This window comes from Streptomyces sp. YIM 98790, assembly GCF_011421595.1.
Lineage (GTDB): Bacteria > Actinomycetota > Actinomycetes > Streptomycetales > Streptomycetaceae > Streptomyces.
In genome coordinates this window covers 1-22,338 of record NZ_WTLH01000057.1, presented here as the reverse complement: position 1 = coordinate 22,338, position 22,338 = coordinate 1, and the positions used below count along the sequence as shown (strand labels likewise).

The following is a 22,338-nucleotide window of genomic DNA, read 5'->3' as shown; positions in this document are numbered from 1 at the left end:
GCTACGTTTCAGAGAGGAGTGGGAGCGCTCCCAGCCCTCGCACAACGCACCCCACTCGCCAGCGATTCCGTCATCATGAATCGTTTCACCCCTCCTCTTCTGGAGCCGCCCATGTCCGCGAGAACACCGCTCTCCCCGGCCCGAAAGCGGGTCGCCCTGGTCACGGCCGGCCTGATGGTCACCACGGTCCCGGCCCTCTGGCTGGTCAACGGCTCCGCCTCGGCCGCCGAGCCGGGCTGCCAGGTCACCTACACCACCAACGACTGGGGAGCCGGCTTCACGGCCAACCTCGCGATCACCAACACCGGCCCGCAGCTCAGCTCCTGGCAGCTGGAATGGGACTTCCCCTCCGGCCAGCGCGTGGACCAGGGCTGGAATGCCACCTACAGCCAGTCCGGCGCCCACGTCACCGCCACCAACGTCAGCTACAACGGCACCATCGCCACCGGCGCAACCGTCCAGATCGGCTTCAACGGCACCAACACCTCCGGCACCGCCGGCACCAACCCCTCCCTGTTCACCCTGAACGGAGTCCAGTGCGGCGGCACCGGAACCACCGGCGGAACCACCGGCGGAACCACCACGGACGGGTCCACCAGCACCGGCAGCACCTCCGGAACCACCGGGTCCACCGGGTCCACCACCGACGGCGGCCCGACCACCACCGGGGGCACCACCGGCGGGAACGAGGAGCCGCCGCCGGGCGCGCTGCAGATGGAGGACCTCAACCGGGGTCTGGTCTCGGTCCGTTCCGGCTCGGCCAACCTGGTCTCCTGGCGGCTCCTGGGCACCGAGAGCTACGACACGGCGTTCAACGTCTACCGCAACGGCACGAAGGTGAACTCCTCGCCGATCACCGGCTCCACCAACTACCTGGACTCCGGGGCCCCGGCCGAGGCGGTCTACACGGTCCGGGCCGTGGTGGGCGGCACCGAGCAGGCCGCCTCGGAGAACTCCCTCCGCTTCACCGGCGGCAACTACCTGGACGTCCCGCTCTCCTCCCCCGGCTCCGGCTACACCCCCGTCGAGGCGAGCCCCGGTGACCTGGACGGCGACGGCCAGTACGAGCTGGTCGTGAAGTGGGACCCGGACAACGCCAAGGACAACTCCCAGTCCGGCGTCACCGGCAACGTCTACATCGACGCCTACCGGCTGAACGGCCAGCGGCTGTGGCGGATCGACCTGGGCCGCAACATCCGGGCGGGCGCCCACTACACGCAGTTCCAGGTGTACGACTACGACGGCGACGGCCGGGCCGAGGTCGCCATGAAGACCGCGGACGCCACCCGGGACGGCCGCGGCACGGTCATCGGCAACGCGAACGCCGACCACCGCAACTCCAGCGGCTACATCCTCACCGGCCCCGAGTTCCTGACCATGTTCGACGGGCGGACCGGGGCCGCGCTGTCCACCGTGCCGTTCGAACCGGCCCGCGGCAATGTCTCCTCCTGGGGCGACAGCTACGGCAACCGCGTGGACCGCTTCCTGGCCGGCACCGCCTATCTGGACGGCCGGCGGCCCTCCCTGATCATGGCCCGCGGCTACTACACCCGCGCCGTGATCGCGGCCTACGACTTCCGTGACGGGCAGCTGACCCGCCGCTGGCTGTTCGACTCCAATGCCTCCGGCAACGGCGGGGCCTACGGCCAGGGCAATCACCAGCTCTCCGTCGCCGACGTGGACGGCGACGGACGCCAGGAGATCGTCTACGGCTCGGCCACCATCGACGACAACGGCCGCCTGATGTACGCCACCGGCTTCGGCCACGGCGACGCCCTGCACGTGGGCGACTTCGTGCCCTCCCGCCCGGGTCTGGAGGTCTTCACCATCCACGAAGCCAGCAATCAGCCCGGCGCCGACCTGCACGACGCCCGCACCGGAGAGGTTCTCTTCCGCACCCCCGCCAGCGGCCAGGAGGGCCCGGGCCGGGGCGTGGCCGGGGACATCCACGCCGGCAACGCCGGGGCCGAGTACTGGGGCTCCGGCCCGAACATGGGCCATCTGCGCAACTCCTCCGGCTCCAACGTCGGCCGCAACCCCTCCTCGGCCAACTTCCTGGTCTGGTGGGACGGCGACCCGGTGCGTGAACTGCTGGACGGCACCCGGGTGGACAAGTACGGCACCGGCGGCGACACCCGCCTGCTCACCGGCAGCGGCGTGGCGTCCAGCAACGGCACCAAGTCCACGCCCGTCCTCTCCGGCGACATCCTCGGCGACTGGCGCGAGGAGGTGATCTGGCGGCACAGCGGCAACAACGCGCTGCGCATCTACGCCACCACCCACACCACCGACCGGAAGCTCCACACCCTGGTCCACGACGCCCAGTACCGCACCGCCCTGGCCTGGCAGAACACCGCTTACAACCAGCCGCCGCACCCGAGTTTCTTCCTCGGCAACGGCATGAGCAACCCGCCCCAGCCCAACATCTACCTCCGCTGAAACCGGCCCCGTACCGTACCGGCCCGGCTCCGCTCCCCGTCCGGCGGGGAGCGGAGCCGTCGGCCGTCGCGGCGAGCGTTGGCCGGGGATTTGCCCGGTGTTAGCGGGGGCGAGGCGGCGGGCTGGGTTTGTGCGGACATGCTGCTCGTTGTTCGGCTGAGCCTTGAGGTTGTGGGAGGTCGGTATGACAACGGCACAGGGGTCCGGCGGCCGGGTCGGGCGGCGGACGGTGCTGCGCGGGGCGGCGGTGGTCCCGGCGGCGATGGCGCTGCCCGCCGTGTCGGGCGGCGCGCCCGCGCAGGCGTTCTCCGGGCGCCCGTCGGCGGCCTGGGGTGTCCAGGCCGGTGAGGTGACCGGCACCTCCGCTCTGGTGTGGGTGCGGTCGGACCGGCCGGCCCGGATGATCGTGGAGACCGCTGCCACGGAGTCGTTCCGCCACGCACGCCGCTGGACCGGGCCGCTGCTCGGGCCGGGGACCGACGGCACCGGCAGCATGGCGCTGTGCGGTCTGCCGCCCGGCCGGCAGATCCACTACCGGGTCACCCTCGCCGACCCGGACGACCCCCGGCGCACCGGTGAGCCGGTGACCGGCACCTTCCGTACCGCGCCGGCCCGCCGCCGGGACGGTGCCCGCTTCGTCTGGTCCGGCGATCTGGCCGGCCAGGGCTGGGGGATCAACACGGAGCTGGGCGGCTACCGGATTTTCGACGAGATGGCCCGCCGGGATCCGGACTTCTTCCTGTTCAGCGGGGACACCGTGTACGCGGACGGACCGCTGGGCGAGTCGGCGGTGCTGCCGGACGGGCGGGTGTGGCGGAATCTCGTCACGCCGGAGAAGCGGAAGGTCGCCGAGACGCTGGCGGAGTTCCGCGGGAACTTCCGCTACAACCTGCTGGACGAGAACTACCGGCGGTTCAACGCCCAGGTGCCGTCGATCGTGCAGTGGGACGACCACGAGGTCACCAACAACTGGTATCCGGGCGAGGTGCTGACGGACCCCCGCTACACCGAGACCTCGGTGGATGTGCTGGCGGCGCGGGCCCGGCAGGCGTTCACGGAGTACTTCCCGGTCTCCGCGCCGCGGCCGGGGAGGCGGCAGGGCCGGATGTACCGGGTGGTGCGTCACGGCCCGCTGCTGGATGTGTTCGTCCTCGACATGCGGACGTACCGGAACGCGAATTCGGCGAACCGGCAGACCGAGGACCCGCAGGGCATCCTGGGCGAGGAGCAGCTGCGCTGGCTGAAGTCGGAACTGGTCCGCTCCCGGGCGGTGTGGAAGGTGATCGCCGCCGACATGCCGCTGGGCCTGGTGGTGGCGGACGGCGCCACCGCGTACGAGGCGGTGGCCAACGCCGATCCCGGTGCGCCGCTCGGCCGGGAGCTGCAGATCGCCGAGCTGCTGCGCTTCATCAAGCACCGGCGGATCACCGGCACGGTGTGGCTGACCGCCGACGTGCACCACACCTCGGCGCAGCACTACCGGCCCGACAGGGCGGCGTTCGGCGACTTCGAGCCCTTCTGGGAGTTCGTCACCGGCCCGCTGAACGCCGGGGCGTTCCCGGCGAACGCGCTGGACGGGACCTTCGGTCCGGAGCGGGTCTTCGTCAGGGCACCGGAGCGGGCGAACGTCTCCCCGGCCGAGGGCTTCCAGTTCTACGGCGAGGCGGAGATCGACGGGGACAGCGGGGAGCTGACCGTCAGCCTGCGGGAGCTGGACGGCGGCGTGCTGTTCTCGAAGACGCTCCAGCCGGGACGGGTGGGCCAGTAGGCGCCGCGGGCCGGCGGGGCCCGGGGTTCCCGGGGCCCGGGGTTCCCGGGCGCCCGGGCCCCGCCGGGGCTCACATGCGTGGGCCGTCCGAGGACCCGGTGCCGGGGGTGGCGGTGCGGCGGGTGCGCGCGGAGCGGCGGCGGCGCAGCACGGCGGCGGTGGCCGGCACGCCGCCGAGCAGCACCATGGCGGGGACCGCCAGCGACACCTGGGGAACACGCGGTACCAGAGGTCTCATGGGCCGCACGTTGCCGCACCGCGGAGCGCCGTCACAGGGGCCGTTCGGCGCCGCAGCCGTGACCTCCCGCCCCGGCCGGTCCCCGCCGGTCAGCGGACCGGCGCGGCCGATCGCCCGACGACTGTCGGATGACCTGGCTGAGCTGTCCATGTCACGGTGATGCGCATGCGTTATCCGCTGGATCCCGAACTGGCCGCCGCCCTGGCCATGATGCCCGAGGTCGACATCACCGACCTGGCGGCGGCCCGCTCCGCCCAGGCCGCCGAGCTGGCCGTCCAGGTCGCCGCCGCGGACACCACGGGGGTGGAGGTCTCGGAGATCCGCAGCGGAGAGGTGGCGCTGCGCGTCTACCGCCCGACCCGGATGCCCGGACCGCTGCCGGCGTTCTTCCGCATCCACGGCGGCGGCTTCGTGCTGGGCTCGCCGGACGCCGACCACGACACCAATCTGGACCTGTGCCGGCGGCTGCCCGCCGTGGTGGTCTCGCCCTACTACCGGCTGGCGCCCGAACACCCGTATCCGGCCGGGCTGGAGGACTGTTACGCCGGGCTGTGCTGGCTCGCCAAGCACGCGGACTCGCTCGGTGTGCGGCCGCAGCGGATCGCGGTCGGCGGGGACAGCGCGGGCGGCTGCCTGGCCACCGCGGTCGCCCTGCTGGTCCGGGACCGGGGCGGGGCGCAGGTGTGCTTCCAGTACCTGGAGAGTCCCTCGCTGGACGACCGCCTCGCCACGCCGAGCGCCCGCCGCTTCCACGACACACCGGTGTGGAACCGGTGCAGCGGGCGGCTGAGCTGGGCCGCCTATCTGGGCTGCGGGGTGCCGGGCTCCGCGGACGTGCCGGTGACGGCCGCTCCGGGACGGGCCGCCCCGGAGGACCTGGCCGGACTGCCGCCGGCCTATGTGGGGGTGATGGAGTTCGATCCGCTGCGGGACGAGGGCATCGATTACGCCCGCAGCCTGCTCTCCGCCCGGGTGCCCACCGAACTGCACCTCTTTCCCGGCACGTTCCACGGCGCGGTCATGGTCCGGCACGCCGCCGTGGTGCAGCGGATCACGGCGGAGGCGGTCACTGTTCTGCGCCGCGCGCTGGACTGGTGAGCCCGGTGCGGCCCCTTCCGAGAGCGTCCCGCGCGGCACCGCCGCCGCGGGCGCCGGGACGCCGTTCCCCGGCCGCGTCGGGCGCGCGGCCGGGGGCGGCGCCACCGGCTCCGGCATCCGTCCGGGCGGCGGACGCCGCCCCGGTGCCGGGCCGGGAGTCCAGCCGTCCGCCGGAGTTGTCGCCGGCCGCCTCCGGGGCGGCGGCCGGACCGGCGGCTGTCTCCCTGTCCCTGTTCCTGTCCCGGTCCCGGTCGCTGTCCCGGTCCCGGTCGCCGTCCGGGTCCCGGTCGCCGTCGCGCCCGGGGTCCGTGGGGGCCTCTGCCGTCCGGGGACCGGGGATGCTTCCGGAGCCGCGGAGATCCCAGGAGTCTCCCCGCTCCCCCGCGGCTCCGGAGTGCCCGCCGCCCTCGCCGCCCTCCCCCGCCGCGGCGAGGCGGCGGGCGTACAGCGCGAGCTGGGCGCGGAACCGGTCCCCGGGATCACGCAGCCGCCAGCCCAGCGCCCCCTCCACATGGGCCAGCCGGGCCGCCACCGAGCTGTGGTGCAGATGGAGTTCGGCCGCTGCCAGGCGGAGCGAGCCGGTGCGGCAGAAGGCCGCCAGCGCCGCCAGTTGCATCCTCCCGCCCTCCGCCGCGGCCAGCGCCTCCAGGGCCTCGGTGTCCGGCAGCCGGCGCAGCCGGTCCGGCGGGATCTCGGCCAGTAAGGTCACGGCCCCCAGCTCGTCATGGCCGGCCACCGCGTCGTCCGGCGGCCCGGCGGTGGTGAACCGCAGGGCCACCCGGGCCTGTTCCCACGACTCGTGCGCGCGCAGCCCGCCGGCTGCCGCGCCGATGCCGACCCGTACCGACTCCCGGGCCACCGCGCGGAGTTCCGCCAGCGGGGAGGCCGCCGTGGTGCCGTGCTGCACCAGCACGGCACCGAGCGTGCCGACCCGCGCCACCCGGACCGTGCCCGGCACTGCGCTGCGCCCGAGCAGGGCCAGTGCCGCCACGTCCGGTTCGCGGGCCTCGTCCGTCACCACGACGACGCGCAGCGGGAGTTCGGGCGCGAGGCCCAGAAGCCGCAGGGCACGCGCCCGGTCGGCGATGGCCTCGCGACGGGAGAGCACCAGCTCGACCAGCGCCGGGTCGGCGACCATCGAGGGCTGCTCCATGGTGCGGGCGGCGATGGCCAGCCATTCCAGCACCAGTTCGTCGAGAGGGCGTTCGGCGCCGGGCCGCTCCAGCCACACCCGGCCGGCCGGACGCAGCGCGACACGGCCGGAGACATGCTCCGGAGGACCGGTGAGGGCGACACCGTCCGGGCCGCAGCGGAAGGTCCGCCCGTCCGCGAGCTCCAGGCCGGCCGGACATTCGGCCAGGCCGGCGGTGGAGCGCACCAGGGCGGCCGGGGTGACCCGGCAGTCCAGCAGCGCCTGGAAGTGCGCGATCACACGCACCGCGGCAGCCGCGTCCGCATCGATCGACGACAAGCGCAGCAGCAAGCCCTTCACACCCATGAGTCTAGAAAGGACAGGTCCATGTCCAACAGAGCCGCACGCCGGGTCCGTCTACTGCTCGGGACAGTGCTGGCCGGAGTGCTGCCGGTACTGGCCGCGCTGCTGGCCGGCGCGCCGACCGCGCAGGCGGCCCAGCTCACCGAGGTCACCGGCTTCGGCGCCAACCCGTCCAACAACCGGATGCACCTCTATGTGCCGGACCGGGTGCAGCAGCGCGCGCCCGTGCTGCTGGCCCTGCACTACTGCACCGGCACCGGCCCGGCCTTCTACTCCGGTTCGGAGTTCGCCCGGCTGGCCGACCAGTACGGCTTCATCGTGATCTACCCGTCGGCCAACCGCGACGGCAACTGCTGGGACGTGTCCTCCCCGCAGGCGCTGCGCCGGGACGGCGGCAGCGATCCGGTGGGCCTGAAGTCGATGATCGACTACGTGCACCGGAACTACAGCACCGACCCCGACCGGGTGTTCGTCACCGGCGCCTCCTCCGGGGGCATGATGACCAACGTCATGCTGGGCAACTACCCGGACGTCTTCGCGGCCGGTGCCTCCTTCATGGGCGTGCCGTTCGGCTGCTTCGCCACCACGGACGGCTCCAGCTGGAACAGCCAGTGCGCCCAGGGACAGCGCGATCTCACCCCGCAGCAGTGGGGCGACATGGTGCGGGCCGCCTACCCGGGCTACTCCGGTGCCCGGCCGCGGATGCAGATCTGGCACGGCACGAACGACGACACCCTGCGCTACCCCAACTTCCAGGAGCAGATCGACCAGTGGACCGACGTCCACGGCCTGAGCCAGACCCCGTCGGCGACCGACTCGCCGCAGTCCGGCTGGACCCGGACCCGGTACGGCGGGACGGGCACCATGGCTCCGGTGGAGGCGATCAGCCTCCAGGGGGTGGGCCACTCGCTGCCGCAGAGCGGCCAGGCCCTGCGCGCCATCCAGTTCTTCGGTCTCGACCAGCCCGGAGACACCTCCGGCGGGACCAGCACGGGGACGACGAACGGCGGGACCAGCACGGGGACCACCAACGGCGGGACCAGCACCGGCACCACCAACGGCGGGACCAGCACCGGCACCACCAACGGCGGGACCACCGGCGGTGATCCCGGCCAGGGGTGCCGGGTCGGCTACTCCACCAACACCTGGAACACCGGCCTGGTCGCCAACATCACCCTCACCAACACCGGTAGCAGCACGGTCAGCGGCTGGTCGCTCGCCTTCACCCTGCCCGGCGGGCAGAGCATCACCTCGGGCTGGAACGCCCACTACAGCCCGAACAGCGGAGCCGTCACCGCCACCAACGCCGCCTGGAACGCCACCATCGCTCCGGGAGGCAGCGTGACCATCGGCTTCCAGGCCACGCACACGGGCAACTCCGGCAACCCGGCCTCGTTCACCCTCAACGGCACCGCCTGCACCGTGAGCTGAGCGGCAGCGGTCCGGTCCCGCCGGGCCGGCCCGGCCGTGAGCCGTCCGCAGCGGGCGGCTCACGGCGCCCAGGCGGGTCCGGCGTCGTCGTAGGCCCCCAGCAGCCGCACCCGGCCGCCGCCGACCCGGTGCAGGAAGAGGCCCTGGGAGATGTCGAAGGCCCGGGTGGTCTGCTGGAAGGCGATGCGCCGGGTGATGCCCCGGTGGATGTGGCGGCGCAGTCTGCGCCGCAGCGAGTCCCGCAGATCCCCCTCCGCGGGCAGATCCGCCAGTGCGCCGGCCACGAAGTTGACCGCGTCGTAGGCCTCGGCGGCGAAACGCGGCACCGGACCGTCGCCATGCCGCTCCCGGTAGGCGGCGGTGAACTCCTCCGCCCCGGGATGTTCGGCCGGATCGGTGTAGCCGGTGGCGACCACCCAGCGCTCGGCGGCCGCACCCGCCTCGGCCAGGAACCGCCCGCCGGCCAGGACCGGTTCCAGGGCCAGCCGGGGGCCGGTGTGCCCGGCCGCCGCCAGCGCCCGGGCGCAGGCCGCCGCCCGCTCCGGGGTCTCCCCGGCGAACACCACGGCGTCCGCGCCACCGGCCAGGACGGTACCGGCCAGCGCCTCGAAGACCCCTTCGCCGTCCCCGGCCGGATACACCGTGACCTCGGCGTCGGCCGGCGGGGTGACGGCCAGCGAGGTCGCGATGCTCCGGATCTCGTGGGCGGCGGTGGTGTCCTCGAAGACGGCGATCCGGGTGCTGGGCTCGGCGCGGCTGAGGTAGGAGACCAGCGCGGCGGAGTACGCGTCCCCGGTCGGGCGCAGGCAGAAATAGACCGAGTAGGTGACCGCGGAGAGGTCGGCCACGGCCACCGACACCGCGGCCAGCGGGAGTTCCGCCTCCTGGTAGCCGGGCACCGCGGCGACCGCGGCGGCGTCCGTGGTCGGGCCGACGACCGCGACGGCCGGCTCGGCGGTGTCCGTGAAGCGCGCCGCCGCGGACGCCGCACGCTCCGGGTCCCCGCGGTCGTCGTAGACCTCCAGGGCCAGGTCGAACGCCCGGTCGGGGCGGCTGTTGTGCTCCTCGACAGCGAGTCGTGCGCCGCGCTCCTGGGCGGTGCCGTCGGCGCCGGCCGCGCCGGTGAGGTCGGCGTGCAGGCCGATCACCCGGCGCGGCCGGTCACCGGTGGCGGAGGGGGCGGTGCCGGGCGGCGGAGAGGGTGGGGCGCCGGAGCCGTCGGCCGCGAGGAGCGCGGCCGCACCGCCGCCGAGCGCCACCAGGCCCGCGGTGCCCAGCCCGGCCAGCAGCCGGCGGCGGGAGGGCCGCCCGGTGTCCGGCCCGGTGGGGGCGGGGCCGGTCTCGGTGCGTTCCGGGGCCGGGAGGTCCAGGGCACGCGCGGAGCGTTCGGCGATCAGCCGGGGCAGCTCCGGCGGCAGCCAGTCCCCGTCACCGCCCGCACCGCCGGCACCGCCGTCCTGCTGCCCGCCGGTCCCCGTCCCGGTCCCGGCCGCCGCCGGCAGGGTCGGGGCTCCGTGGAGGCCGGCGGGCCCGTCCGGCACCTCCGGTGCGGGGCGGGCCCGCTCGCCCTCCACGGCCCCGGCCGCCGGTCCGGCCGCCAGGCGGTGGCGGAGCCCGGTGGCGGACGGGCGGCCGGCCGCGTCCTTGGCCAGGCACGCACGCAGCAGAGGCAGCAGCGCACCCGGCACGCCCGCGAGGTCCGGCTCGCCGTGCACCGTGCGGTAGAGCACCGCCGAGGCGTTGCCGGTGCCGAACGGACGGCGGCCGGTGACGGCGTGCGCCAGCACGCAGCCCAGCGAGAAGATGTCGCCGGCCGGGCCGATCTCGGCGGGCCGGGCACGGGCCTGCTCCGGCGACAGATAGCCGGGCGAGCCGACCACCGTTCCGGTGGCGGTCAGCGGGGTGGCTCCCACCGGGCGGGCGATGCCGAAGTCGATCAGCCGCGGGCCGTCCAGCGCGAGCAGCACGTTGCCGGGTTTGACGTCCCGGTGCACCAGCCCGGCGGCGTGCACCTCGGCGAGCGCCTCGGCCAGCCGCAGGCCCAGCACCCCGACGGTGCGCTCCGGCAGCGGCCCGTACCCGGCGAGCACCTCGGCGAGCGAGGGCGCGGGCACGTAGGCGGTGGCCAGCCACGGTTCCGGTGCCTGCGGGTCGGCCGCGGTGACCGGCACCAGCCAGCGGCCCCGCAGCCGGGCGGCCACCTCGACCTCGCGCCGGAAACGGCGGCGGAAACCGGGCTCGTCGGCGAACTCGCTGCGCACCAGCTTGAGCGCCACCAGCGCGCCCCCGGGCGAGCGGGCCAGATAGACCACGCCCATGCCGCCGGCGCCCAGGCGGTGCAGCAGCCGGTGGCCGCCGATCCAGGCCGGGTCGGAGGGTTTCAGTGCTTCCATCTGCGCGTCACCGTGTCCGTTGCCGGTTGCCGGTTGCCGGTTGCCGTGGTGCGGGGTGCCCGCCGGTTCCGTGCGTGCCGGGGCCGCCGCTCAGCCGGGCGTCCCGGACGGGCCGAGGAGGACGAAGGCGCCGTCCTCCACCCGGTAGAGGAAGGTTCCCTCGCCCTCGTAGAGCCCTTCCGGGGAGAAGGCGTAGTTCTTGGCGACGCCCTCCAGGGTCGCGGCGCGCAGCATCGGGGCCAGCGCCGCCCGGTCCGGCGGCCCGCCGGAGCCCTCGGTGAGGGACCGCAGCAGCAGCGTGGCCGCGTCGTAGGACTCGGCCGCCCAGGGGCCGGGGCCGGTTCCGTGGCTGTCCCGGTAGGCCGTGACGAAGCTCCCGGCCTGCGGCAGCGCCGAGGGGTCGGTGAACGCGGAGACCAGGGTCCAGCCCTCGGCCGCCTCGCCCGCCCGTTCCAGGAACACCGGGTCGAGCGCGGGCTGCCAGGTGTACCGGGGTCCGGGGAAGCCGGCGGCGGTGAGTTCGCGGGCGACCGCGGCGGCGCCCTCCGGGGGCCCGGCGTAGAGGAAGGCGTCGATGCCGGCCGCCAGCATCTCGGAGACCACGGGGCCGTAGCCCTCGTTCTCCAGCACCCCGGGCGGCACCACCCGGGGATGGGTGGCGCCCCCGTTGTCCCGCACCAGCGTGTTGATCAGCGAGGCGGAGACCTGGCTCTGGATGCCCAGGGCACGGTCCTGGAGCACGCCGGGATAGCCGGAGCCGGGGGAGTCCAGCAGCATGAGGGCCAGCGGTGCGGACAGGTGGATGTCGCTGGGGCGGGTGCGCAGCAGCACCCGGCTGTCCTCCAGCAGCAGCGCCTCGGCGGCCAGGGTGTCCCGGCCCGGCGAGACGGCCAGCATCGGCAGCAGCGCCTCCTCGTAGACGGGGAGGGCGGCCAGGGCGGCGGCGTCGCCGGTGGGGCCGATGACGGCCAGGACGGCCGGGTCCCCGGCCAGCCGGGCCGCGGACTCGGCGGCGCGCGCCGGGTCGCCGCCGTCGTCCTCCACCACCAGGGTGAGCGTGAAGGGCGTGCCCCGGCGGGCGTTGAACTCCTCCAGGGCCAGCCGCACCCCGCGCTCCTGCTCCTGCCCGGCGGCCCGGCCGGGACCCGAGAGGTCGGCGTGCACCGCGATGCGCGGCCCGCCGGAACCGGCGTCCCCGGCCGGGCCGCCGCCTCCGGCTCCGCCCTTCTCGTCCCCGTCCGCGCCCTCTGCGCCGCGGCCGGAGAGCGCCCGGAACAGGAAGGCCCCGCCCGCCAGGGCCGCCGCGCCGCCCGCGGCCAGCGCGAGCAGCCTGCGGCGTCCGGGCCGGGCGGGGCCGCCGGGCGGGCCGCCGCCGGGGCCGGGTCCGTCGGCCCGGGTGGCGTCGATGCCGGGCAGGGCGAGCATCTCGGAGGCGCGGGCCGCCATCAGCCGCACCACCTCGTCGGGCAGCCAGGTGACGGTGCCGGACGGGATGTCCTCGGTGATCGCGGCGTCCAGGGCTTCCGGGTCCGGGCGGCCGGCCGGGTCCTTGGCCAGGCACGCGCGCAGCAGCGCCACCGTCTCGGTGTGCTGCTCCCCGTCCAGGCCGGACAGGTCGGGCTCGTCGTGCACGGTGCGGTAGAGCAGGGCGTCGGGCGCACCGGTGCCGAAGGGGGGGTGCCCGGTGGCGGCGTAGGCGAGCAGGCAGCCGAGGGAGAAGACGTCGGCGGCCGGGCCGGTCTCCTCGGTGCGGCCCTCGGCCTGTTCGGGGGCGAGGAAGCCGGGCGTGCCCACCACCAGGCCCTCGCCGGTGAGGGTGGTGGCGCCCTCGGCGGCGCGGGCAATGCCGAAGTCGATCAGCCGCGGGCCGTCCGGGCCGAGCAGCACGTTCTGCGGTGTGACGTCCCGGTGCACCAGGCCGGCCCGGTGGACGGCGGCCAGGGCGCGGGCCAGCATCCGGGCCAGGATCAGCACGGCGCGCGGCGGGAGCGGGCCGCACCGGGCGACCGCCTCGGCCAGCGAGGGGCCGGGCACGAAGGACGTGGACATCCAGGGGTGTTCCGCCTCGGTGTCGGCGCCGGTGACGGGCACCGCCCAGGGGCTCTCCACCCGCCGGGCGTGCTCCACCTCGCGCCGGAAGCGGGCGCGGAACTCCGGGTCCCCGGCGTGGTCGGCCTGGATCATCTTGACCGCGGCCAGGGCACCGGCCCGGGTGCGGCCCAGGTAGACCACGCCCATGCCGCCGGCGCCCAGCCGGCCCAGCAGCCGGTGGCCGCCCAGCGAGGACGGGTCGGCCGGGCGAAGTGGCTCGGTCACGCGTCGTCGTCCTCCCCGGCGCCGCCGTCCGCGCCGCCGTCGCCCGCACTGTCCGCCGTGCCGTCCGGCCCGGATGCCCCGTCCCGTCCGGCAGTCCCGTCCGCGCCGAGTTCCTGCTCCACCCGCGAGGAGGTGCGGACCAGGGCGAGCAGCCCCCCGTCGCTCACCTCGTCCGGGGTCCGGCCCTCGGCGCCCTTGGCGGAGAAGGCGAGGGTCACCGGGCCGATCCGGGTCCGGAACCAGTGGTAGGGGTACGGTCCGCGGTCGCCGGCGAAGAACTCGCCGAATTCCTGGAGGGAGTCCTCGGCGGTCCGGTTGCCCAGGACGCCGAGCTCCTGTCCCATGGAGGTCAGGCCCCGCACCCACTCCTCCTGGCGCAGCTGCTGGCCGGGGCAGCGCTGGGCGTCCTCGATGGTGCGGGCCATCTCCCACTCGGCGCCCCGCACGTCGCGGTGCACGGTGATCACCAGGGCCGCCCGGACCGCGCCCTTGCCGTCCTCCGCGGGGAGTTCGGTGTAGCGGGTGAGGCTGGCCAGTACCCCGTCGGGCACGGGGGCACGCCGCCAGACGCAGTCCTCGCCCAGCACCGCCCACTCGCCGGGGTCGTCCTCGAAGGTCTCGCGGGGCGTGTAGCCGGGGCCGAAGTCCTCGGGCCCTGGTGCCACCCGGGCGGCCAGCGCGGCGGCTTCGGCGGCGGTGGCGGGGACCTTCTCCGGGTCGAGCACGAAGCTGAACCCGGCCTCGGCCACGGCCCCGTCGTCGTTCTCCCCGGCGTCTCCGGCGTCTCCGGACCCGTCGGTGCCTCCGGTCCCGTCGGTCTCCCCGGGGCCGGGGGCCGGGGACTGGCTGTCGCCGGCCGTCGCGTCCGCCGGGCGCTCCGGTTCCCCTCCCCCTCCGCCCCCGGCCGTACAGCCGGCGAGCAGTAACAGCAGACCCGCCGCCATGCCGGCGGGCCATGTCCGTCCGCCGGTTCTGCGGTATGTCATGCTCCCCCCACACGAGCGTCCCACGGTTGCGGACCGGGCGGCCAGTGTACGTTCGTGGCGCGGAAGTTGACACCGGCCGCAGGGACGCCCCGGGGAAACCGGACAGCCGGCCGGCGGCCGGGGGAACCGGATCTCAGGGAGGTTTCCGGATGGTCTCCAGCGGTCGGCCGACCATCAGGACCGTGGCCGCGCGGGCCGGTGTCGGCCGCACCACGGTCTCCCGGGTGCTGAACGGCTCCCCGCTGGTCAGCCGGCAGGCCAGAGCGGCGGTGGAGGCGGCCATCGCCGAACTGGGCTATGTGCCCGATCCGGCGGCCCGCAGCCTCGTCACCCGCCGCACCGAATCCATCGCCCTGGTCATCCCGGAGCAGGAGAGCCGGCTGAGCGAGGAGCCGTACTTCTCCGATGTGATCCGCGGGGTGGGCGATGCCCTGGCCGGGACCAGGGTGCAGTTGCTCCTGATCCTGGTGCGCGGCCCGCGGGAGAGGGACCGGCTCACCGAGTTCCTGACCGCCCGCCGGGTGGACGGGGTGCTGCTGACCTCGGTGCACCGGGACGACCCGCTGCCGGGCCTGCTCCGGCGGCTGGACCTGCCGGCGGTGCTGGCCGGCCGCCGCTGGCCGGGCGAGCCGATGAACCACGCGCACGCGGACAACGCCGGCGGTGCCCGGCTGGCCGTGCGTCATCTGCTGGAGCGGGGACGGCGCACCGTCGCCACCATCACCGGCCCGCTGGACATGGACGTGGCCGCCGCCCGGAGGGCGGGCTGGCGGGACGGGCTGCGCGAGGCCGGGCTGACGCCGGACCGTGATCTGGCCGAGCCGGCCGACTTCGGCCATGACGGCGGCCGGGCGGCCATGCGGGCGCTGCTGGAGCGCCGCCCCGGCCTGGACGCGGTGTTCGCGGCCTCGGATGTGATGGCGGCGGCCGCCCTGGCCGAGTTGCGCCGCCACGGCCGCCGGGTGCCCCAGGACGTCGCGGTGGCCGGATTCGGCGACTCGGTGGTGGCCCGGCACACCGATCCGCCGCTGACCAGCGTGCGGCAGCCGGTGGCGGAGATCGGACGGACCATCACCCGCATGCTGCTGGAGGAGATCGCCGGGCGGAGCAGCGGCCGGCACCGGGTGACGCTGCCGACCTCTCTGGTGGTCCGCGAGTCCGCCTGAGCCGCGGCGGCCGGCCGGCCGAGGGCCCGCCGGGGCGTCCCGGGCGTCTGCAGGGTCGCCCGACCCGGCCGGGGCCGGCCCCGCCTCCTGATCCCCCGCGTCCGCCGCGGTCCTTCCTCCCGTCCCTCCCCCCTCGCAGCCGGTTCGCACGTTCAGCCGCCCATCGCCCGGCCGTTCGGGTCGTGCGGTCCCCCGAACGGAGCAGCAGCGGAGGACACCGTGCGCGCCGGAGCCCACTGTGGAGGCCACGACGAGGTACACCACCCGACGAGGTAAACACCCGGTTCGGGGAGCGGGCAGCCCGGCCCGGCGGACACGGGTCCGGGCCCTAGGGAGGTGCCGCATGCCTCAGGTGCGGGTCCATGTGACCATGCCGCTGTCGGCCGAGGAGGTGTTCGCCTTCCTCGCCGACGCGCGCAATCTGCCCCGATGGCACTCCGGTGTCCTGGAGGTGCTGCCGCCGCCGGCCGCCGCGCGGCCCGGGGACCGGGACCACGGGAGCGGCGCCGCCGATGCCCTCGCCGGCGCCGTCGCCGCGGCCCCGGATCCCGCGGACACCTGGCTGTACCGGTTTCCCGGCCGCCACCGCCACCACCGGCTGGAACGCTGCGTGTGCGAGCCGTTCGACCGGGTGGGCTTCCTGGGCCAGCGGATGTGGACCCCGCTCGGCACCCAGGTGCCGCGCTACGACTTCCATCTGCGGCCGCACCGGTCCGGCTGCCGGGTGGCGGTGCAGGTGACCTCCTGGCTGTCGGGGGGCCTGCTGCTGTTCTGGCCCGTGGTGGCGATGGCCTGGCGGCGCGATCTGCCGGACGACGTGCAGCGCCTCTACGAGGTGCTGACCGGCGACACCGGGCGGGCCGAGATCGGTCACGAGCCGGGGCCCGGGCCCCTCGCCCGCCAGCCCCGGCGCTTCCCGCCCCTGCCCCGCCGCTTCCGTCTCCCCGCCGCCCACGGCTGACCGGCGCCGCGGAGGCACGGGGCCGGTCGGACCGCGGTGGGGACCTGTGGCCCCTGCTCTCCTGGGTACCCGGACCAGGACGCTGACGACGAGCACAGCGTCGCAGTACATGTCCGGACCGTCAGGGAGAGAGGTCATGAGTGCCAGGAATGCCGGCAGCGCCGGTCACGCGGAGGACGGGACACCCCGGCTGCGCAGACGCACGTTCTGGCGCTGGCGGCGGAATCCGCTGCGGCGCCGCAGCGATCTGCTGGAGGCCTGGCTGCGGCTGGTCCTGACGGTCTCGCTGGCGCTGGGTGTGGCCACGGCGGGCGTGGTCACCTACCTGGCCGTCCACCAGGATCTCAGCGACCTGCGGTACCAGCGGCACGAGGTGACGGCGGTGGTGCTGCCGGATCCTCGGCAGCCCCGGGACGAGGGCGGCAGCGGCACGGAGGGCGGCCGCGGGGCCGCCGAGGAGGTGCTCGCGCCGGACGGCACCGCGGTGGTCGAGTGGACCGCCCCCGGCGGCGGACAGCGCAGCCAGGAGACGCTGGTGCCCGCGGACGCGGTGCCCGGCACCGAGATCACCCTGTGGACGGACGACAGCGGCCGGCTGGTCAAGGAGCCGCCCACGCCCGCCGAGGCCATGGTGCAGTCGCTCATCGCCGCGTCGTTCGTGGCCGGCTCCTGGGTGGTGGTGGTGCTGCTGGTGCGGCGCGCGGCGCTGTCCGCGCTCAACCGGCGGCGGGAGCTGGAGTGGGAGTTCGAGTGGGCCAGCGTCGGCTCCCACTGGCAGACCGGCCCCAGCGGTCCCGAACGCTGAGTCCCGACCCGGGCCGCGCGCCCGGGACGGCGGCGCGCCCGGGACGGCGCGCACCGGGCGCCCGGGGACATGCGGGTCCGGGTCCCGGGGCTACTGCGCGGGGAGCGGGACCCGCCAGACGAGCCGGGTGCCCACGGGCTCGCCGTTCTCCTCGCCGGCCGGGCCGACCTCGAAGCCGCCGCCGAGCTGCTCGGCGCGCGAGCGCATGTTGGACAGGCCGCCGGTGCGGGCCGGACTGCCCACCCCGAGCCCGTCGTCGGTCACGGTCAGCACCACCTCGGTGGCCACGGTGAGCGCCACATCGGCGCGCCGGGCGTGCGCGTGCCGGGCCACATTGCTCAGCGCCTCGGCGGTCACCGCCTCCACATGGTCGGCGATCTCCTCCGTGACATCGGTGTCCACCGGCCCCTCCATGCGCAGCGCGGGCATGAAGCCCAGCACCTCGGAGGCCGAGTTCACCACCCTGGTCAGCCGGCGGCGCAGGCTGCGCTCGTCCGCGCTGTCCCCGGAGGTGCGCAGCGCGAAGATCGTCGAGCGGATGATCTTGATGGTCTCGTCCAGGTCGTCCACCGCCCGGTTGACCCGGTCGGCCGCCTCCGGGCGGTCGATCAGCCGGCCCGCGCTCTGCAGCGTCATACCGGTGGCGAACAGCCGCTGGATGGCCAGGTCGTGCAGGTCGCGGGCGATCCGGTCGCGGTCCTGCAACAGCTTGACCTGCTCCGACTCGGTGCGGTGCCGGGCCACCTCCAGGGCCAGCGCGGCCTGTGCGGCGAAGCCGGAGAGCAGGCCCACCTCGATGTCGTCGAAGCCCGTCCGGCCGGCCCTGCGGGCCAGCCGCAGCGCACCGCGCGCGGCCTCGTGCGGGGAGAGCATCGGCACGGCCACCACCGGGCCCTGCGGCTCCTCCAGCCCGTGGAAGCCGAAGCCGCCGGGATCGGAGCGGATGTCCAGGGTGACGGCGGGCTCGCCGGTGCGGGCGGCGGCGCCGGACAGGGAGTCCTCCATCGGGACCCGCAGCCCGGCCAGCATCCGGGCGTCGGTGCCCTCGGCGATCTCCACCCGCAGCGCGGAGCCGTCCGCGGTGGGCAGCAGCACACACGCCGAATCGGCCTCGGCGACCTCCAGGGCCTTGCGGGCGATCAGGCCGAGCACATCGGTGGTCGACGCGCCGGAGAGCAGGGTCCGCACGATCTCGCCGATGGCCCCCAGCCACTGCTCGCGGCGGCGGCTCTCCCGGTACAGGCGGGCGTTGTCGATGGCCACACCGGCCGCCACCGACAGGGTGGTGAGCACCGCCTCGTCGTCCGCGTCGAACTCGGCGCCGCCGCGCTTCTCGGTGAGGTAGAGATTGCCGAAGACCTCGTCGCGCACCCGGATCGGCACGCCGAGGAAGCTGTGCATCGGCGGGTGGTGCGCCGGGAAGCCGTAGCTGGCCGGGTGCGCGCTCAGATCGGCCAGGCGCAGCGGGTGCGGGTGGCGGATCAGCTCGCCGAGAATGCCGTGGCCGGAGGGGTACGGGCCGATCTTGCGGGCCAGCTCGTCGGAGATGCCGACGGTGAGGAACTTGGCGATCCGGTTGTTGTCCCCGATCACGCCGAGCGCGCCGTAGCGGGCATCGGTCAGCGTGGTGGCTGCCTCCACGATGCGGCGCAGCACCTGGTCCAGCTCCAGTTCCCGCCCGACGCTGAGCACCGCCTCCAGCAGGCTGTGCATGCGGTTCTGGGTGTGGCGGGCGGCGTCCAGACGGAGCTGGAGTTCGTCCAGCAGCTGGTCCAGCCTCAGCTGCGGCAGCGCCGGCGGCCGCTGGATGCTGCGCTCCTGTCCGTCCTGCTGCTCGGCGGCCTCGGCCATGGCTCCTCCAATGTGCTGCTCCCCTGGCCTCAGCAGCGTAGCCAATGGACGCGGCGGCGCCGGAGGGCGGTGGGGGGCGGAACGGCCCTGCCCGGGGCGCGCGCACGCCCCGGGAAGCCCCGCGAAGGAGGGCCGCCCCGCCCTCGTCCCAGGGACCATCCGGCCCCTGCGGGATGCGCCTGCCGCGCCGGACTCTTGAAGCAGCATCACGGAACCGTATCCGCAGGCCGTTCCGGCGGGCCGTCCGCCGGGGCCGGGAAGCCGGCCCCGGGGGCCCGTCACCGGCGGGCGTCCCGGGACGCCTCCACCGGCCGCGCCGAGCGCACCGACCGCCGCACCCACCGTGCAGACCGTGCAGGGAGCCTTCGATGACGACGACGCCGGCACCAGAACTGCGGCCCGGACACCGGCCGGGCGGCGCCTACGCCCTGCTGGCGGACGGCACCACCGTGGAGATCCGGCCCGCCGGGCCGGACGACCGGGAGGACGTGCTGCGGATGTACCGGGCGATGTCCCCGGAGCATCTGCGGCTGCGCTTCCTGGGCGCCGGCTTCCGGGTGGCGGAACGCTCCGCGGACAAGGTCTGCCGGCCGCCGCGGCCGGGGAGCCGGGCGCTGCTGGCGGTCCGGGAGGGCGAGGTGCTGGGCGTCGCCGAGTACCACCGCAACGCGCCGGAGCCGGCAGGCGCGGGCCTGCCGGAGGGCCCGGGCCTGCCGGGCGACGGCCCTGCCGCCGGGGACACCGCGGACATCGGGGTGGCGGTGGCGGAGGGCTGGCACCACCGGGGCGTGGGCACGCTGCTGCTGGAGCACCTGGCCCACGCGGCGCTCGGCGAGGGCATCCGGGCGTTCACCGCCGACGCCTTCGCGCAGAACAACCCGCTGCTGGAGCTGGTGACCGGGATGGGGCTGCGGGTCCGGCGCCGCTACGACGGGCCCGAGGTGCGGTGCGTGATCGACCTGGAGGAGGACGAGCGCTACCGCAGCGCGGTGGACGCCCGCGGACGCTGCGCGGACGTGGCGAGCCTGGAGCCGCTGCTGCGGCCCCGCTCGGTGGCGGTGATCGGCATCGGCCGCGGCCCGGAGTCGGTGGGCCGGGCGATCCTGCGGAACCTGCGCGAGCACGGCTTCACCGGCCCGCTGTACGCGGTGAGCGCCGGCGGCGCCACCGTCGGGGACGTGCCGGTGCACGCGGCGGTCGGCGAGCTTCCCGAGGCCCCGGACCTGGCGGTGATCGCGGTGCCCGCCCGGGCGGTGGCCACCGTCGCCGAGGAGTGCGGGCGCAGGGGCGTGCGTGCGGTGGTGGTGATCAGTTCCGGCCTGGCCGCGAGTGAGGGCGCCGCGCTGCTGGAGTCCTGCCGCTCGCACGGCATGCGCCTGGTGGGCCCCAACTGCCTGGGCGTGGCCAGCACGGACCACGCCCCCGGTCCTCCCGGCTCTCCCGGTCCTCCCGGCTCTCCCGCTCCCGGCGCCGCGGTGCGTGCGGCGGACGCCGCTCCGGCCGGCTCCCCCGGCCCGGCGGTGCCCGGCCGGGTCCGCCGGCCGCTGTTCCCCGTGGCGGCGGAGCAGCCGCCCGGGAGCGGAGCCCCGCCCGGGGCGGGGGTGCTGGACGCCACCTTCGCCGCCGGGGCGCCGAGCCCCGGCACGGCCGGGGTGGCGGTGCAGTCCGGCGGTGTCGGCATCACCCTGCTGGATGCGCTGTCCCGGCTCGGCATCGGGGTCTCCGACTTCGTCTCGCTCGGCGACAAGTACGACGTCAGCGGCAACGACCTGCTCCAGTGGTGGGAGTGCGACGGCCGGACCGGCATGGCGCTGCTGCACCTGGAGTCCTTCGGCAACCCGCGCGCCTTCTCGCGCACCGCCCGCCGGGTGGCCCGCAGGATGCCGGTGCTCACCGTGGACGCCGGCCGGTCCGAGGCCGGCCGGCGGGCGGCGGCCTCGCACACCGCCGCCATCGCGACCCCCACCATGACCCGCCAGGCCCTGTTCACCCAGGCCGGCATCATCGCCACCCGCTCCCTCGCCGAGCTGACCGCCACCGCCGCCCTGCTGCACGCCCAGCCGCACCGGGACACCCTGCGCGGCCACCCGCAGCCCGCCGGGCCCCGGATCGCCGTGGTCAGCAACGCGGGCGGGGCGGCCGTGCTGGCCGCCGACGCCTGTGCCGAGGCCGGGCTGACCGTGCCGGAGCTGCCCGCCGAGCTGATCGAGCGGCTCGCCGCGGTGCTGCCCGAGGGCGCCGCCCCGGCCAACCCGGTGGACGCCACCTCGGCCGTCACCGCGGACCAGTTCCGGGCCTGCCTGGAGCTGCTGGTCCGGTCGCCGTCGGTGGACGCGGTGCTGGTCTCCCTGGTGCCGACCGCGATCCCGGCGGCGGCCGGGAACCATCCGGTCCCGGCTCTGCTCCCGCCTCCGGGGAGCCAGGACCGTCCGGTCGTCGCGGTCCTGCCCGCCCAGGAGGCGTCCGTCCGGCTGGACCGGGCACCGGACGGCCGGCTGGTGCCCTGCTACGGCGACCCGGTGGTGGCCGCGGCGGCCCTGGCCCATGTCGCCCGCTACGCCCGCTGGCGGGCCCGCGCGGCCGGCACCGAGCCACAGCTGGACGGCATCGACCTGCCGGGGGCGCGGACGCTGGTGACCGCATTCCTCCACCGGCACCCCGAGGGCGGCTGGGCCGACCCGCGGCTGTGCGCGGCGCTGCTGGACGCCTACGGCATCCCGCAGCTGCCCTGGCGCTGGGTGACCGGCGCCGACGAGGCCGCGGCGGCGGCCGGCCGGCTGGGCGGCCGGGTGGCCATGAAGGCGCACTGGCCCGGCCTGGTGCACAAATCCCAGGCGGGCGCGGTGCGGCTCGACCTGGCCGGCCCGGAGGCCGCCCGGGCCGCCTACCGGGAGCTGGCCGGCCGCTTCGACGGCACGATGACCGGTGCGGTGGTCCAGCCGATGGCCCCGCGCGGCGGCACCGAGCTGGTGGCCGGCGTGGTACAGGACCAGGTCTTCGGCCCGCTGGTGCTGTTCGGCCTGGGCGGCACGGCCACCGAGCTGCTGGCCGACCACGCCGCCCGGCTGGCCCCGCTGACCGACCGGGACGTGCACGATCTGATCACCGCGCCGCGCTGCACCCCGCTGCTGTTCGGCTACGGCGGCAGCCGGGCCGCGGACCTTCCCGGGCTGGAGCAGCTGCTGCACCGGCTGTCCCGGATGGCCTGCGATCTGCCGCAGGTGGCCGAGGCCGAGCTGAACCCGGTGCTGGCCCGGCCGGAGGCGGTCACCCCGCTGGACGTGCGGATCCGGCTGCTGCCGCGGACCGCCCCGGCGCCGTACCTGCGGCGGCTGCGCAGCCACCCGGGCGCCGCCTCCACCGCCGGCCCGGCGTCCGCGCCGGACGGCCC

14 protein-coding genes are annotated in these 22,338 nt (G+C 75.7%); 8 read left to right on the top strand and 6 right to left on the bottom strand.

Annotated features, from left to right (window positions below; genetic code table 11):
- Nucleotides 1-111 precede the first annotated feature (111 nt).
- The gene (locus GQS09_RS12350; protein ID WP_165986084.1) at nt 112-2,439 is read left to right on the top strand and encodes a cellulose binding domain-containing protein; all 2,328 of its coding nucleotides are present in this window, start codon (nt 112-114) and stop codon (nt 2,437-2,439) included.
- Between the two features lie 184 nt (nt 2,440-2,623).
- On the top strand, nt 2,624-4,207 hold the full coding sequence (locus tag GQS09_RS12345; protein WP_165986083.1) for an alkaline phosphatase: 1,584 nt from the start codon (nt 2,624-2,626) through the stop codon (nt 4,205-4,207).
- Nucleotides 4,208-4,277: 70 nt separating this feature from the next.
- Here the strand turns inward: GQS09_RS12345 and GQS09_RS12340 are convergent, their stop codons facing one another.
- Nucleotides 4,278-4,445, bottom strand: coding sequence for a hypothetical protein (locus tag GQS09_RS12340; protein ID WP_165986082.1), 168 nt, complete (start codon nt 4,443-4,445; stop codon nt 4,278-4,280).
- A 165-nt stretch (nt 4,446-4,610) separates the two neighbouring features.
- Here GQS09_RS12340 and GQS09_RS12335 point away from each other — a divergent pair, with 165 nt between their 5' ends.
- Nucleotides 4,611-5,543, top strand: a complete 933-nt coding sequence (locus tag GQS09_RS12335; protein WP_165986081.1) for an alpha/beta hydrolase — start codon at nt 4,611-4,613, stop codon at nt 5,541-5,543.
- Here GQS09_RS12335 and GQS09_RS12330 read toward each other — a convergent pair.
- Nucleotides 5,512-7,035, bottom strand: a complete 1,524-nt coding sequence (locus tag GQS09_RS12330; RefSeq protein WP_313896110.1) for a helix-turn-helix domain-containing protein — start codon at nt 7,033-7,035, stop codon at nt 5,512-5,514. The genes GQS09_RS12335 and GQS09_RS12330 overlap by 32 nt on opposite strands.
- A gap of 27 nt (nt 7,036-7,062) precedes the next feature.
- On the opposite strand from GQS09_RS12330, the gene GQS09_RS12325 reads away from it, so the two are divergent.
- On the top strand, nt 7,063-8,469 hold the full coding sequence (locus tag GQS09_RS12325; protein ID WP_165986080.1) for a PHB depolymerase family esterase: 1,407 nt from the start codon (nt 7,063-7,065) through the stop codon (nt 8,467-8,469).
- A 59-nt stretch (nt 8,470-8,528) separates the two neighbouring features.
- On the opposite strand, the gene GQS09_RS12320 is transcribed toward GQS09_RS12325, so the two are convergent.
- From GQS09_RS12320 to GQS09_RS29395, 3 genes are all read right to left on the bottom strand, one after another.
- Nucleotides 8,529-10,862: a bifunctional serine/threonine-protein kinase/ABC transporter substrate-binding protein gene (locus GQS09_RS12320; RefSeq protein ID WP_165986079.1), complete on the bottom strand. Its 2,334-nt coding sequence runs from the start codon at nt 10,860-10,862 to the stop codon at nt 8,529-8,531.
- 90 nt (nt 10,863-10,952) lie between these two features.
- Entirely contained in the window at nt 10,953-13,178 is a 2,226-nt protein-coding gene (locus tag GQS09_RS12315) for a bifunctional serine/threonine-protein kinase/ABC transporter substrate-binding protein (RefSeq protein WP_165986078.1), read from the bottom strand.
- The gene (locus GQS09_RS29395; RefSeq protein ID WP_165986077.1) at nt 13,175-14,164 is read right to left on the bottom strand and encodes a hypothetical protein; all 990 of its coding nucleotides are present in this window, start codon (nt 14,162-14,164) and stop codon (nt 13,175-13,177) included. Before GQS09_RS29395 ends, GQS09_RS12315 begins: the two co-directional genes overlap by 4 nt.
- 149 nt (nt 14,165-14,313) lie before the next feature.
- Between GQS09_RS29395 and GQS09_RS12305 the strand changes: the two genes are divergently transcribed.
- The 3 genes from GQS09_RS12305 to GQS09_RS12295 all read left to right on the top strand — a co-directional run bounded on the left by GQS09_RS12305 (nt 14,314) and on the right by GQS09_RS12295 (nt 17,096).
- A complete protein-coding gene (locus GQS09_RS12305) occupies nt 14,314-15,330 on the top strand; it encodes a LacI family DNA-binding transcriptional regulator (RefSeq protein WP_165986076.1) in 1,017 nt (338 codons plus the stop codon).
- A 343-nt stretch (nt 15,331-15,673) separates the two neighbouring features.
- Entirely contained in the window at nt 15,674-16,291 is a 618-nt protein-coding gene (locus GQS09_RS12300) for an SRPBCC family protein (protein ID WP_165986075.1), read from the top strand.
- 136 nt (nt 16,292-16,427) lie between these two features.
- Nucleotides 16,428-17,096 (top strand): hypothetical protein, encoded by a 669-nt coding sequence (locus tag GQS09_RS12295; RefSeq protein ID WP_165986074.1) that lies wholly within the window; start codon nt 16,428-16,430, stop codon nt 17,094-17,096.
- A 90-nt stretch (nt 17,097-17,186) separates the two neighbouring features.
- On the opposite strand, the gene GQS09_RS12290 is transcribed toward GQS09_RS12295, so the two are convergent.
- Complete coding sequence (locus GQS09_RS12290) at nt 17,187-18,947, bottom strand: GAF domain-containing protein (protein WP_207957744.1); 1,761 nt, start codon at nt 18,945-18,947, stop codon at nt 17,187-17,189.
- Nucleotides 18,948-19,315: 368 nt separating this feature from the next.
- Between GQS09_RS12290 and GQS09_RS12285 the strand changes: the two genes are divergently transcribed.
- Nucleotides 19,316-22,338 (top strand): GNAT family N-acetyltransferase (locus GQS09_RS12285; protein ID WP_165986073.1); only part of this gene is annotated, 3,023 nt, incomplete at its 3' end.

Bases quoted from the DNA above. Each gene is read 5' to 3' on its own strand.
- GQS09_RS12350 (WP_165986084.1), top strand. From the start codon at position 112: ATGTCCGCGAGAACACCGCTCTCCCCGGCCCGAAAGCGGGTCGCCCTG.
- GQS09_RS12345 (WP_165986083.1), top strand. From the start codon at position 2,624: ATGACAACGGCACAGGGGTCCGGCGGCCGGGTCGGGCGGCGGACGGTG.
- GQS09_RS12340 (WP_165986082.1), bottom strand. From the start codon at position 4,445: ATGAGACCTCTGGTACCGCGTGTTCCCCAGGTGTCGCTGGCGGTCCCC.
- GQS09_RS12335 (WP_165986081.1), top strand. From the start codon at position 4,611: ATGCGTTATCCGCTGGATCCCGAACTGGCCGCCGCCCTGGCCATGATG.
- GQS09_RS12325 (WP_165986080.1), top strand. From the start codon at position 7,063: ATGTCCAACAGAGCCGCACGCCGGGTCCGTCTACTGCTCGGGACAGTG.
- GQS09_RS12320 (WP_165986079.1), bottom strand. From the start codon at position 10,862: ATGGAAGCACTGAAACCCTCCGACCCGGCCTGGATCGGCGGCCACCGG.
- GQS09_RS29395 (WP_165986077.1), bottom strand. From the start codon at position 14,164: ATGACATACCGCAGAACCGGCGGACGGACATGGCCCGCCGGCATGGCG.
- GQS09_RS12305 (WP_165986076.1), top strand. From the start codon at position 14,314: ATGGTCTCCAGCGGTCGGCCGACCATCAGGACCGTGGCCGCGCGGGCC.
- GQS09_RS12300 (WP_165986075.1), top strand. From the start codon at position 15,674: ATGCCTCAGGTGCGGGTCCATGTGACCATGCCGCTGTCGGCCGAGGAG.
- GQS09_RS12295 (WP_165986074.1), top strand. From the start codon at position 16,428: ATGAGTGCCAGGAATGCCGGCAGCGCCGGTCACGCGGAGGACGGGACA.
- GQS09_RS12290 (WP_207957744.1), bottom strand. From the start codon at position 18,947: ATGGCCGAGGCCGCCGAGCAGCAGGACGGACAGGAGCGCAGCATCCAG.